Raw genomic sequence first — 12,821 nt, 5'->3', positions numbered from 1 at the left:
GGGCACATGGAATTTGGCTTCACCACTGCCGCCTATGTTGTTGCAGCTGTTCTGTTCATCCTTTCGCTCGGCGGTCTGTCGAACCAGGAAAGCGCCAAGCGCGCGGTCTGGTATGGCATCGTCGGTATGGCGCTGGCGGTCTTTGCCACGCTGGTTGGCCCCGGTTCGGGTCTGTGGCTGCTGTCGCTGCTGCTGATCGCGGGCGGTGGTCTGATCGGTCAATATGTGGCGCAGCGCGTCCAGATGACCGAGATGCCGCAGCTGGTGGCCGCGATGCACTCGCTGGTGGGTCTGGCGGCTGTGTTTGTGGGCTTCAACGCGCATTTTGAGATCGGCAACGTGGCGCAGGTCATGGCGATTGCCGACAGCGCGTCTCAGGCGGATCTGAGCGATCTGGGCGCGTTTGCCAAGCTGATCGCCAAGAAAACCTCGGCCGAGCTGGCGATCCTGCATGTCGAGCTGTTCCTGGGCATCTTCATCGGTGCGATCACCTTTACCGGGTCGGTCGTGGCCTATGGCAAGCTGGCGGGCAAGGTGACCTCGGCGGCGACCAAGCTGCCCGGCGGTCATGCGCTGAATGCGGCGGCTGCTGGTCTGTCGCTGATCTGTCTGGTCTGGTACACTATGTCGGGCGGTCTGCTGCCGCTGATCCTGATGACACTGGCGGCGCTGTTCATCGGTTATCACCTGATCATGGGCATCGGCGGGGCCGACATGCCGGTGGTTGTGTCGATGCTGAACAGCTACTCGGGCTGGGCGGCTGCGGCGATCGGCTTCTCGCTGGGCAACGACCTGCTGATCGTTGTTGGTGCGCTGGTGGGCTCGTCCGGTGCGATCCTGTCCTACATCATGTGCAAGGCGATGAACCGTCACTTTGTCAGCGTGATCCTGGGCGGCTTTGGTGGCCCGCAGGGCGAGCAGATGGCCGTTGAAGGCGAACAAGTGGCGATTGACGCCGATGGCGTGGCCGCCGCGCTGAACGAGGCCGACAGCGTGATCATCATCCCCGGTTACGGCATGGCCGTGGCGCAGGCGCAGCAATCGGTTTCCGAGCTGGTCCGCAAGCTGCGCGCCAAGGGCAAAGAGGTGCGCTTTGCGATCCACCCGGTCGCGGGCCGTCTGCCCGGGCACATGAACGTGCTGCTGGCCGAGGCCAAGGTGCCCTATGACATCGTGCTGGAGATGGACGAGATCAACGATGACTTCCCGGATACGGATGTGGCCATTGTCATCGGCTCGAACGACATCGTGAACCCTGCGGCACAGGAAGACCCCAACAGCCCCATCGCCGGAATGCCGGTTCTGGAATGCTGGAAGGCCAAGCAGGTGTTTGTCTCGAAACGCGGTCAGGGCACCGGGTACTCGGGCATCGAAAACCCGCTGTTCTTCAAGGAAAACACCCGCATGTTCTACGGCGACGCCAAACAGTCGCTGGACAAGCTGCTGCCCATGATCGACTGATCAAACGGGTCGTAATCAAAACGCAAAGGGCGCCAATGGGCGCCCTTTTTTGCGTTTGAATGGGGGCTTTGCCCCCAAAACCCCAGGATATTTGTGGCCAGATGAAGCGGGCGGAATGTGGTAATCTGGGTCGGAACCAAACTATGCAGGAGGTCGGAGATGGAAAAGGTGAATGGTATCGGTGGCGTGTTCTTCCGCGCGCGCGACCCAAAAGCGCTGAGCGCCTGGTACGAGACACATCTGGGCGTCAACCACTATGACCCTGCCCCCTGGAAGCAGCGCGAAGGCTACACGGTATTTGCTCCGTTTGCTGAGGACACCGAGTATTTCGGCAGGGCCGTGCAGCAATGGATGATCAACTTTCGGGTCGATGATCTTGCAGCCCTGACTGAACAACTTCAGGCGGCGGGGATCGCTGTGGAAACCAACCCGGACTGGGACAGCGAGGTGGGCAAGTTCGCCCGAATTCACGACCCTGAAGGCAATCCGATTGAACTGTGGCAACCAAATCAATGAGATAGCGGATTTGTATGCCGTTGCATTCATGTAAGTATATGAAATAAAAAGAGAATTGATGTATTTGCTGGATCGCATATAGTCCGTGGCACGGTACGGAGCGATCTATGACACCCATTCAGGACCACCCATTGCGCTATGCGCTGGCCAATGAGCTGCATGCGCGGCCCTTTCCGGTTGCTCAGGTGCCCTGCACGGTTGCCTTCCTTGCGATCAAAATGCCGGTTGATGCAGCCGGTCGGGACAAGAGCGACGATATCGCTCATTTAACGGATCTTCTGGATCGTCACGGGGCACCGCATCCGCAGCCCGCAGCAACGCATTACGCGGGCCAGATCGGTCGCCATTGGTTGAAATGGGAACAGCACACCGAGTTTGTCACCTACACGGCCATTACGCCAAACGTGAGCGACCGGGCGTTCAATCCCGCCGATTTTGAGGTCTTTCCGCCTGATTGGCTGATGTCCAGCCCGGGCCAAAGGGTGACCTCAATTCTGATGCGCGTTGTATCGCGCCCGGACGACGCGCAGATCAGGGCCCATCTGCTGGATTGGTTCGAACCCGAGAGTCTGGCCGTTGCCGGTGTTCTGGATGGCGCGGCCATCTGCGCCAGTGATTTTCGCATCGATCCGGCCGGGCATATGCGCTTTGCCCTGTTTGTCTCGGACGGAACCGGCAACAGGCGCACCGGGCGGGTCATCCAGCGCCTGTGCGAAATCGAGACCTACAAGGCCATGTCGATGCTTGGCTTTGCGCGGGTTAAAACCCTGATGCCGCGCATTGGTGAGTTGGACAAACGGTTGTCCGAGCTGATGGTCGAGATGACCGACGGCGGCAAACATCCCGACGATCTGCTGCCCGATCTTCTGACAACTTCAACCGAGTTGGAGACATTGTCGGCCCGCTGTGCCTTTCGCTTTGGGGCCACCGGTGCCTATGAAGCCATCGTAAACCAGCGGATCGAGGTGCTGCGGGAAGAACGGTTTCAGGGTGGGCAGAGCTTTGCGGACTTCATGATGCGCCGATACGATCCGGCCATTCGAACCGTAAAATCCACCGAAAAGCGGCTGCAGACCTTGTCGGACAGGGCAATCCGGGCGGGCGATCTGCTGCGAACACGGGTGGATGTAGAGCGCAGCGCGCAGAATCAGGCATTGCTGGAAAGCATGGATCGCCGCGCTGATCTGGCCTTGCGTTTGCAGCACACGGTCGAGGGGCTGTCGGTTGTTGCGATCAGCTATTATGCGGTCTCGCTGGTCAGTTACCTGTTGTACCCGCTGACGTCCGCGGGGTTGAGCAAGGGCACAATGACCGCGCTGATAACCTTGCCTGTCATTCTGGCAGTGTGGTTCGCGGTGCGCCGGATTCGCAAGCGGTTGGAGTGAACGACGCTTGCGCGAGCCCTTAGGCTTTGTAGTAGTGGCCGGGCAGAAAGCCAATCGGAGCGTTCAAATGATCAGTGTTGTGTCGGCATGGCGGGCTGTGACCGCGATGTTCATTCTGAACGGTGCCCTGTTTGGCATTTGGGCGTCCCGTATTCCTGCCGTCCGTGACCATCTGCAACTCAGCCACGAAGACTTGGGCTATGGTCTGCTGTTCATGGCGGCGGGGGCGGTGTGTTCCTTTCCCATCACCGGGCGGCTGACCGACCGGTTCGGGGCGGTCGCGATCACTCGGATCATAGCCGTCCTTTATACCGGGTCCCTGATCCTGTTGGCGATGGCGGACAGTTTCACCATGTTGGCCGCCTTTCTGTTTCTGTTTGGGGCCTTCCACGGGTCGATGGACGTGGCCATGAATGCCTGGGCGGCTGAGGTCGAGCAGGCCTATGACAAACCGCTCATGTCCTCATTCCACGCGATGTGGAGCCTTGGGGCAGGGCTGGGGGCCATAAGCGGATATGCCGCAGTTCAGTTGCAGATGAGTGTGTTGCAGCACTTTCTTGTCGCTGGGGCTGTTGTCGTGGCTTTGGCCCTGGCGCTGTCCTGGGTACAGTGGACGTCTCGCCGGGCGGAGCAATCGCATGGCGCGGTTTTTGCCTTCCCGTCCGGCGTGTTGATCCTTGTTGGCTTCACGGCGCTTTGCGGCGCATTGGGCGAAGGCGCAGTCGCCGATTGGAGCGCCTTGTTCCTGCGCGATGTCACCGGAGCGGCTGAGAGCGTTGCGGCGTTGGGCTATGCGGTCTTCTCGGTCGCGATGGTGGTGTGCAGGCTGGCCGGAGGCTTCCTAATTGCGCGGGTCGGGCCGGTTGCGGCGGCGCGCGGCGGTGGCGTCTTTGCGGCGGTGGGTGTGTTCTGCGTGGTCTCGGCAGGGGCAGCGCCTTTGGCGCTGGTGGGCTTTACTTTGATGGGTGTGGGCTATGCGGTGATCATGCCATTGGCGTTCAGCCGGGCGGCCAATGATCCGCAGATACCGCCGGGGCAGGCCATCGCCAGTGTTGCTACGCTTGGTTATGGGGGGCTGTTGATCGGGCCGCCGCTGATCGGGTTTCTGGCCGAGTTGCTGACGCTGCGGATGGCGTTTGCCGTATTGCTGCCGCTTGCCGTTCTGATCGTGGTGTGTGCCGGCGCGCTAAGGCGCGCCGACTGAGTTCGCTTAACGCCCGCGAATACGCGGATCCAGCGCGTCGCGCAGGCCGTCGCCCAGGTAGTTGACGCTGAGCACGGTGAGCGAGATCGCAAGGCCGGGCCAGAACACACGTTCGGGGTATTGCTGCAGGTAATCGACACCATCAAACAGCAGGCGGCCCCAGGTCGGGAAGTCGGGCGGGAAGCCCAGCCCAAGGAAGGACAACGCGCTTTCGGTGATGATCGCGGTTGCAATGCCCAAAGTGGCCGACACCATGATCGGGGACAGCACATTGGGCAGGATATGCCGCGTGATGATCTGCGTGTTGCTGGTGCCTATAGAACGCGCGGCCAGAACGAATTCACGTTCCTTGATCGCCAACACGTCGCCCCGCACGATCCGTGCGGTGGGCATCCATGAGGTGATGCCGATGGCGCAGACGATCAGGATGAAGATCCCACGCTCCAGCCCGAAGGCCGCCGACAAGGGCTCGCGGAACAGCAGCATCATGACCAGCAGCAGGGGCAGCAGGGGCAGGGCCAGGAACAGATCGGTCAGGCGCATCAGCGGTCCGTCGAGCCGTTTGAAGAACCCGGCGACCACGCCGATGAACGAGCCCAGGAACAGCGCCAGCAACATCGCGGTGATACCCACCGAGACCGAGGTTTGCCCGCCGGACATCATCCGCGCCAGAATATCTCGGCCCAGTTGGTCAGTGCCAAACGGGTGCGCCCAGCTTGGCCCTTGATTGCGCGCCCGGATGTCGATCTGCGTCGGATCGATGGTCCAGACATAGGGGCCAAGGTAGACGGCAGCGACGATGAAAATGAACAGCATCGCCCCGATCATCGCGCCCTTGTGGGTCTTGAACTGATCCCACACGTCGCGCCACTGACTGCGCGGCGGGGTGGTCAGGTCGTCCATCACGCCTGCAGTTGGCAGGGCGGTAGACGCGGGTGCAATGCCTTCATCCGGGACCAGCGTATCGGTACGATCATGATCAGTCATAGCGAATCCTCGGGTCCAGAATGCCGTACAGCACGTCGGCGATCAGGTTGAACAGCACGATCAGCACGGCAAAGATGAAGGTCAGGGTTTGCACCATCGGCAGGTCGTTGGCCTGAATGGCTCCGATCAGCAACTGGCCGATGCCGTTCACCTTGAACACCTGCTCGGTGATGATGGCGCCGCCGAAGATGGCCGGGATACCCAGCGCGATCACGGTGACCACGGGGATCATCGAGTTGCGCAGGACATGCACCATGACGACCGTGTATTCGCTTAGGCCTTTGGCGCGGGCGGTGCGGACGTAGTCCTGATTGAGGTTGTCCAGCATCGAGGCGCGCATGAAGCGTGATAGCTGTGCCGTGATCTGCAGCGCCAGAACCATGACGGGCATGATCATCTGTTTCAGCTGAACGACAAAGCTGTCCCAACTGTTGACCGCGTGGGTGGTGTCATAGATCGACGGGAACCAGCCCAGTTGGACCGAGAAGATCACAATCACCAGCACACCCGAGAAGAAGGGTGGGACCGAGAAGCCGACCATCGACACGAAGGTGCCCATCTGGTCGAACCAGGAATACTGGCGATAAGCGGAATAGATGCCGATGGGCAGGGCGATCAGGATGGCGACGACATAGGCGGTGCCAACAACCCACAGGGTCTGCGGGATGCGCTGAACGACGATGTCCATGACGGGCGAGCGGGTCTGCCACGAAATCACACGCAGGTCACCTTCGGAAAAGGTGGTGCCGAACATGTGGTCGATCAGAACCTGTGGTTCGATCCAGAAGAACTGCACGATCCATTTCCAGAACCGGATATGCATCGGCTGGCCCAGGCCAAGCGCCTCGCGCATCTTCTCTTTGACTTCGGGGGGAACGGTGAGCGGAACCTGTGCCATCGGGTCGCCGGGTGCGAGTTCGAGGAGCAGGAAGATGACGAGGCTGATGAACAGCAGCGTGGGAACGGCCAGAACCAGTCGTCTGATGGTAAAGTTGAGCATTAAGAGGCGCCTTTATATGCGTCTTCTTGTTGGGATGGTGTGCAAATGACCGCGCCCCGATACGGGTCGGGGCGCGGCTTTGCAAGATTAACGCTTAGGAACCGGTCTTGCGGTACCAGTCCGCAATGTTCCACAGCTCGCTGTCCCAAACGTTCAGGACAACACCACCCAGCGTGTTTGCGTGCGCCGACAGACGACCACGGTGCACCAGCGGGATCATGCCGCCGTTCTGAACCATGATATCGTTCAGCTGCTTCGCGATCTCGGCACGAGCCTCCAGACCGGCGGTTTCGGCCAGCTGACCATGCAGCTTGTCGAACTCTTCGTTGCAGAAGCGGCTGATGTTCTCACCCTGCCACTGCGTGTCCGGACGCGGAGCTTTGTCGCACAGGCCGTTGCCCAGATAGGACTGCGGGTCGGTGCCGTTGAAGGTGTTGGCGTACATTTCAACGTCGGCGTAGAACTTCTGGAACGTGTCGGGCGAACCCGGATCACCACCGAAGAAGACCGATGCGTTGATGTTGCGCAGTTCGGTTTCAACACCGATCTGGCTCCACCATTCCTTGATCAGCGCCTGGAAGTCCTGACGGACGGCGTTGGTCGAGGTCTGATAGACGATTTTCAGCGGAACGCCGTCTTTTTCACGAACGCCATCGCCGTCGCTGTCCACGATACCGGCATCATCCAGCAGCTTCTTCGCGCCTTCAATGTCCTGCGTGTCGCAGCTCATCGAGGTCGAATTGAACGCAGCGGGGGCCGGAACCCAGTTACAGGTCACTTTACCCGCCTGACCGTAGCCGATCTCAACCAGCAGCGGCCGGTCGATTGCCATGGACAGCGCCTTGTAGACGGCCGGGTCCTGCAGGAACGGGTGCGGATGCGCAGCCGTCGAACGCTCACCTTCGGGCAGGTCGGGTGACGGGTTGGTCTGGTTCAGCATGATACGCTCGACCAGCGGGCCAAAGCCTGCGACCGGGGTGCCCTTGCCGCCTTCTTGCATCTGCGCGATCACTTCGGGCGCAAGCTGCAGGTTCCAGGCGTAATCGAACTCGCCGGTTTCCATGACCGCACGACCGGCAGCCGTTGCATCGCCGCCGCCCTTGAAGGTCACGGTCGCGAAGGCCGGTTTCGCCGGGTCACGATAGTTGTCATTGGCTGCGAATGTGATCACGTCGTTCGGCTTGAACTCGGTGACGACAAACGGGCCGGTTCCGATCGGGTTAAAGTTCTGGTCGGTGCATTCCGGGGCCTTCGCACCCAGGCAGTCTGCGAACTGAGCGGCCTGAATGATCGGGCTTTCACCGCCCACGAACGGGCCGTAAGGGAAGGGGGTCGGTTTGTCGAAAGTGACTTTGACGGTCAGATCATCCACCGCTTCGACCGAGGTGACGCCCTCGAACTTGGTGACCTGAGCACAACCGCCTTCCGGGTGCATGCAGTAGTCAGCAGTGAATTTCACGTCTGCCGAAGTGAACGGAGTGCCGTCCGACCAGGTGATTCCCGCTGCGATCTTCCATGTGATCGAGGTCAGATCCTCGCTGACACCACCATTTTCGACGGTCGGAATTTCCGATGCCAGGAAGGGCACCATGTTGCCGTCCTGGTCGTAGCGCGCCAGCGGTTCGATCACCAGCGAAGCTGATTCCACATCCTTGGTACCGCCCGACAGGAACGGGTTCAGGATCGAGGGTGCTTGCCAATAGATGATGCTTACATTGCCGTCCGAGCCGCGCTCGGCAAAGGCCATTGGGGCCATCGCCGTGCTTGCGATCGCACCAAGCAAAAGGGCTTTGATTTTCATCATACACTCCATGTTGGACACTTGCGTGTCTCGATTTTCTCCGCAAGGCCTGCGGATTAGGCGTTGCCGCAATGGGGGTAAGACGCTGATTTCATATCGCAAAATCAGTTCGCATTTTTGTGATGCCGTATTCTCCCCAACACGGTTACGCGAGGTATCGAAACAGAACTTTGGAAAAAAGCAAGGGTTGCCGTCGGGAAAAATTGCGACGGGTTTGACTTTTCCCGCCTCAGCGCCTTAGCGTCGGGCATTCGAACAAATCAGCCTGCCAAGGGGAGTGCGCACGTGCTGGACCAACCTATTGCCCAGATAAAAAAACTTCGGGTCGAGTTCCAAACCAAGGATGGCCCCGTGGTGGGCGTCGAGGATGTCTCGTTCGAGGTGAAGCCCGGCGAAACCGTTTGTATCGTTGGCGAATCCGGGTCCGGCAAGTCCGTTTCCTCGCTGTCTTTGATGCGGCTGGTCGAGTTTGGCGGCGGCGAAATCGCGGGCGGAGAATTGCTGTTTGATCGCCGCGACGGGGACGAAATGGACCTGTCCAAAGCCGATCAGGATCTGATGAAACAGATTCGCGGCAACGAGATCGGAATGATCTTTCAGGAGCCGATGACAGCCCTGAATCCGGTTTTCACCGTGGGCCGACAACTGACCGAAGGTCTGCGCATCCACAAGAATATGTCCAAGACTCAGGCCGAAGAACGCGCCCTTGAACTGCTGCGTCAGGTGAGGATTCCCGAGCCGGAACGCCGTTTGAAGCAATATCCGCATGAACTGTCCGGCGGAATGCGGCAGCGCGTTGTGATTGCGATGGCAATGGCGTGCGAGCCCCGGCTTTTGATCGCGGACGAGCCGACCACGGCGCTGGATGTGACCATTCAGGCCGAGATTCTGGCCCTGATGGACCGGTTGAAGCGGGAAACCGGCACGGCGGTGATGTTTATCACCCATGACATGGCTGTGGTGGCACAGATGGCCGACCGCGTGGTGGTTATGTTCCGTGGCAACAAGGTCGAGGAAGGCACCGTCAAGGAAATCTTCGAAAACCCGCAGCATGATTACACCAAGGCGCTGTTGGCTGCGGTGCCCAAGCTCGGGGAAATGCAGGGGAAATCCGCGCCCGAGCCGATGAAATTGCTGGGGGTAGAAGGCCAGACCATCGCCCCGATTCCCGGCACCGAAGAGGTTTTGCTGACGGTCAAAAACCTGACTACACGCTTCCCCGTCAAAGGCGGGTTGCTGCGCCGCACGATTTCGAACGTTCACGCGGTCGAGGATGTGTCCTTTACGTTGAATCGCGGTCAAACGCTAAGCCTTGTGGGCGAATCAGGCTGTGGTAAGTCCTCGGCCGGGCGGTCGATCCTGCGTCTGGTCGAGCCAATGGCGGGCGAGATCGATCTGGATGGCGTCGATATCATGAAGCTGGATCCCGGCGGCCTGCGCAAGGCGCGGCTGGACATGCAGATGATCTTTCAGGACCCGTTCGCCTCGCTGAACCCGCAGATGCAACTGGTTGATCAGGTGGCCGAACCGATGCGCAACTATGGCGTCGCGACCGGGTCGGAACTACAGGACCGCGTGGCGCAATTGTTCGACAAGGTACAACTGCCGCGCAGCTTCATGCGCCGCTTCCCGCACGAGATGTCGGGCGGTCAGCGTCAGCGGATCGCGATTGCCCGCGCACTGGCCCTGAACCCCAAGCTGATCATCGCGGATGAGGCGGTCTCGGCGCTGGACGTGTCGGTGCAGGCGCAGGTTCTGAACCTGATGATGGAACTGCAATCCGAACTCAGCCTGTCATACCTGTTCATCAGCCACGACATGGCCGTGGTCGAGCGGGTCAGCCACCATGTCGGCGTTATGTATCTGGGCCGGATCGTCGAGCTTGGGCCGCGCGCGCGGGTGTTCGAGAACCCTCAGCACCCCTATACACAGGCGCTGATGAAGGCGGTTCCGATTGCCGATCCGAACCAGCGGAAATCGGAAAAAGACCTGAATTTCAAACCGATCCCGTCGCCAATTCATCCAATCGACTACACGCCTGAACCCTCGGTCTATCATGAGGTCGAACCGGGCCATTTCATCCTGACGACGGATAGCGGGTACTAAATTCCATGGCACAGCGCCTGACGCCGCTTGAGATCATGACCAAGCTGATCTGGTTCCCGACCGTAAGCCGTGACACCAACCTGCCGCTGGTTGATTGGGTCGAAAGCTATCTGCGGGAACATGGGATTGAACCGCATCGCTGGCCCGACCCGGACCAGCCGCACAAGGCGGCGGTATTTGCCCATGTCGGCCCGTGGGAAGAAGGCGCGGTAGTCCTGTCCGGCCACACGGATGTGGTGCCGGTGGACGGGCAACCGTGGGACACTGATCCCTTCACCGTTGTCGAAAAAGACGGCAAATATTTCGGGCGTGGCACCTGCGATATGAAGGGGTTTGATGCGCTGGCCATCTGGGCCTTGGTCGAAGGCCATTACGCAAACCTCCAACGCCCGCTGCAACTGGCGCTGAGTTTCGACGAAGAGATCGGCTGCACCGGCGCGCCGCCCATGATCAAGGCGATGCAGGGTGTTCTGCCCAAAGGCTCTGCCGTGATTGTGGGTGAGCCTTCGACAATGCAGGCGGTCACAGGGCACAAGGGCAGCTTTGGCTATGACACGCATATGGTGGGGTTCGAGGTCCACAGCTCGATCATGCACACCGGTGTCAATGCGATCATGCAGGCGGCGCCGCTGATCGATTGGGCAAATGATCAGAATGCACGTAATCAGGCGGCAAGGCCCAGCGATACCGCTGCGGTGTTCAACCCACCATGGTCGACCCTGCATGTGGGCATGATCGAAGGCGGTACGGCGCATAACATTACCGCCAAGGATTGCCGGTTCATGATGGACTTCCGCATTGTCCCGGACGAACGAAAAGCCGATTGGCGCGACGCGTATTTTCAGCAGGTGCGCGAGGTCGAGGCGCGGATGCAGGCGGTGCACCCCGAGGCACGGATCGACCTGTCCGAGAACTTCTCGATTCCCGGTCTGGCGCCGGAAGAGGATGGGGAGGCCGAGGCCCTGGTCCGCGCCCTGACCGGCGATAATGCCAGCCACGTGGTCAGCTATGGCACCGAGGCGGGCCAGTTTCAGGAGGCAGGCTATTCCGCCGTCATCTGCGGCCCCGGCGACATCGCGCAGGCGCATCAGCCGAACGAGTTTATCTCGGTCGCGCAGTTCGAAGCGGGCCGCGCATTCATGAAACGGTTGCTGGAAAAGCTGACGGGCTAACCCGCCAAAGGAGGCACGACATGCCGGTAAAAAACAGACTTGCCGAGATGCATGGTGAAATCACCAAATGGCGTCGTCACCTGCATGCGCATCCCGAACTCATGTATGACGTCCACGAAACCGCGGCTTTTGTTGTTGAACGGTTGAAGGAATTCGGCGTCGATGAAATCACGCCCGGTATAGGCAAAACCGGCGTCGTGGCAGTGATCAAGGGCCGTACAGATACCAAGGGTCGCGTGATCGGGCTGCGCGCCGATATGGACGCCCTGCCGATCGAAGAGGCGACGGGGCTGGACTATGCCTCGACCGTTTCCGGCAAGATGCACGCCTGCGGCCATGACGGGCATACCTCGATGCTGCTGGGGGCTGCGCAATATCTGGCCGAGACGCGGAATTTCGATGGCACCGTGGTGCTGATCTTTCAACCGGCCGAGGAAGGCGGGGCCGGGGGCTTGGCCATGTGTCAGGACGGGCTGATGGACCGCTGGGGCATTCACGAGGTCTACGGGATGCACAACATGCCCGGCCTTCCGGTGGGCGAGTTTGCCATCCGGCCCGGCGCTTTGCTGGCGTCATCGGATGAGTTCGAGATCGTTGTGACCGGCAAGGGCGGCCATGCAGCGGCCCCTCATGACGCGGTGGATACGACGCTGGTTGCGTCACATATTGTTGTGTCTTTGCAATCGGTTGTTTCGCGCACGGTGGACCCGATCAAATCGGTTGTTCTGACCGTCGGCACTTTTGAAACAGACAGTTCCGCGTCGAACGTGATTGCGCATACCGTCCGGCTGAAAGGCACCGTCAGAACGCTGGATCCGGAATACCGTACCATTGCCGAAGACCGCGTGCGCCGGATTGCCGAGGATACGGCCTCGGCCTTTGACGCATCCGCGCAGGTGACGTGGAACCCCGGCTATCCGGTGACTGTGAATTCCGAGGCGGAAACCACCTATGCCGCCGAAGCCGCCGCAGCCGTTGCGGGTAAGGTGAATGACAGCACCGATCCCATCATGCCATCGGAAGATTTCGCCTACATGCTTGAAGAACGGCCCGGAGCCTACATCTTTGTTGGAAACGGGGACACGGCCATGTGCCACCACCCGGAATACAATTTCGATGACGACGCGATTCCCGCCGGCTGCAGCTGGTTTGCCGAGATTGTGGAACGACGATTGCCCATCGCCTGATA

At 60.2% G+C, this 12,821-nt stretch carries 10 protein-coding genes; 7 read left to right on the top strand and 3 right to left on the bottom strand.

Annotated features, from left to right (window positions below; translation table 11 throughout):
- Positions 1-6: 6 nt before the first annotated feature.
- The 4 genes from ACR0MO_RS06680 (at position 7) to ACR0MO_RS06665 (ending at position 4,566) form a co-directional block, all read left to right on the top strand.
- Positions 7-1,461, top strand: a complete 1,455-nt coding sequence (locus tag ACR0MO_RS06680) for an NAD(P)(+) transhydrogenase (Re/Si-specific) subunit beta (RefSeq protein WP_170452005.1) — start codon at positions 7-9, stop codon at positions 1,459-1,461.
- Between the two features lie 159 nt (positions 1,462-1,620).
- Positions 1,621-1,977 carry a VOC family protein gene (locus ACR0MO_RS06675; RefSeq protein ID WP_170452003.1) on the top strand — a complete coding sequence of 119 codons (357 nt, stop codon included), beginning with the start codon at positions 1,621-1,623 and terminating at the stop codon, positions 1,975-1,977.
- Between the two features lie 107 nt (positions 1,978-2,084).
- A complete protein-coding gene (locus tag ACR0MO_RS06670; RefSeq protein WP_480890269.1) occupies positions 2,085-3,362 on the top strand; it encodes a DUF3422 family protein in 1,278 nt (425 codons plus the stop codon).
- Positions 3,363-3,429: 67 nt separating this feature from the next.
- The gene (locus ACR0MO_RS06665) at positions 3,430-4,566 is read left to right on the top strand and encodes an MFS transporter (RefSeq protein ID WP_170451999.1); all 1,137 of its coding nucleotides are present in this window, start codon (positions 3,430-3,432) and stop codon (positions 4,564-4,566) included.
- 6 nt (positions 4,567-4,572) lie between these two features.
- On the opposite strand, the gene ACR0MO_RS06660 is transcribed toward ACR0MO_RS06665, so the two are convergent.
- The 3 genes from ACR0MO_RS06660 to ACR0MO_RS06650 all read right to left on the bottom strand — a co-directional run bounded on the left by ACR0MO_RS06660 (position 4,573) and on the right by ACR0MO_RS06650 (position 8,354).
- Positions 4,573-5,553 carry an ABC transporter permease gene (locus ACR0MO_RS06660; RefSeq protein WP_170451997.1) on the bottom strand — a complete coding sequence of 327 codons (981 nt, stop codon included), beginning with the start codon at positions 5,551-5,553 and terminating at the stop codon, positions 4,573-4,575.
- On the bottom strand, positions 5,546-6,553 hold the full coding sequence (locus tag ACR0MO_RS06655) for an ABC transporter permease (protein ID WP_170451995.1): 1,008 nt from the start codon (positions 6,551-6,553) through the stop codon (positions 5,546-5,548). Before ACR0MO_RS06655 ends, ACR0MO_RS06660 begins: the two co-directional genes overlap by 8 nt.
- A gap of 94 nt (positions 6,554-6,647) precedes the next feature.
- Positions 6,648-8,354 (bottom strand): peptide ABC transporter substrate-binding protein, encoded by a 1,707-nt coding sequence (locus ACR0MO_RS06650; protein ID WP_480890265.1) that lies wholly within the window; start codon positions 8,352-8,354, stop codon positions 6,648-6,650.
- Between the two features lie 285 nt (positions 8,355-8,639).
- Here ACR0MO_RS06650 and ACR0MO_RS06645 point away from each other — a divergent pair, with 285 nt between their 5' ends.
- Genes ACR0MO_RS06645 through ACR0MO_RS06635 form a run of 3 tightly spaced genes read left to right on the top strand, consistent with a single transcriptional unit; the run spans position 8,640 to position 12,819 of the window.
- The gene (locus ACR0MO_RS06645; protein WP_170451991.1) at positions 8,640-10,460 is read left to right on the top strand and encodes an ABC transporter ATP-binding protein; all 1,821 of its coding nucleotides are present in this window, start codon (positions 8,640-8,642) and stop codon (positions 10,458-10,460) included.
- 5 nt (positions 10,461-10,465) lie between these two features.
- Entirely contained in the window at positions 10,466-11,632 is a 1,167-nt protein-coding gene (gene argE / locus ACR0MO_RS06640; RefSeq protein WP_480890262.1) for an acetylornithine deacetylase, read from the top strand.
- 20 nt (positions 11,633-11,652) lie between these two features.
- Positions 11,653-12,819: a M20 aminoacylase family protein gene (locus tag ACR0MO_RS06635; RefSeq protein WP_170523496.1), complete on the top strand. Its 1,167-nt coding sequence runs from the start codon at positions 11,653-11,655 to the stop codon at positions 12,817-12,819.
- Positions 12,820-12,821: the final 2 nt, after the last annotated feature.

It is taken from the genome of Ruegeria sp. K5 (genome assembly GCF_056531805.1).
The sequence above is the reverse complement of the archived record's forward strand: the minus strand, read 5'-3'. Positions and strand labels throughout refer to the sequence as shown.

Coding starts and splice junctions, on each gene's coding strand:
- ACR0MO_RS06655 (WP_170451995.1), bottom strand. CDS start 6,553: ATGCTCAACTTTACCATCAGACGACTGGTTCTGGCCGTTCCCACGCTG.
- ACR0MO_RS06660 (WP_170451997.1), bottom strand. CDS start 5,553: ATGACTGATCATGATCGTACCGATACGCTGGTCCCGGATGAAGGCATT.
- ACR0MO_RS06675 (WP_170452003.1), top strand. CDS start 1,621: ATGGAAAAGGTGAATGGTATCGGTGGCGTGTTCTTCCGCGCGCGCGAC.
- ACR0MO_RS06670 (WP_480890269.1), top strand. CDS start 2,085: ATGACACCCATTCAGGACCACCCATTGCGCTATGCGCTGGCCAATGAG.
- ACR0MO_RS06665 (WP_170451999.1), top strand. CDS start 3,430: ATGATCAGTGTTGTGTCGGCATGGCGGGCTGTGACCGCGATGTTCATT.
- ACR0MO_RS06680 (WP_170452005.1), top strand. CDS start 7: ATGGAATTTGGCTTCACCACTGCCGCCTATGTTGTTGCAGCTGTTCTG.
- ACR0MO_RS06650 (WP_480890265.1), bottom strand. CDS start 8,354: ATGAAAATCAAAGCCCTTTTGCTTGGTGCGATCGCAAGCACGGCGATG.
- ACR0MO_RS06635 (WP_170523496.1), top strand. CDS start 11,653: ATGCCGGTAAAAAACAGACTTGCCGAGATGCATGGTGAAATCACCAAA.
- argE (WP_480890262.1), top strand. CDS start 10,466: ATGGCACAGCGCCTGACGCCGCTTGAGATCATGACCAAGCTGATCTGG.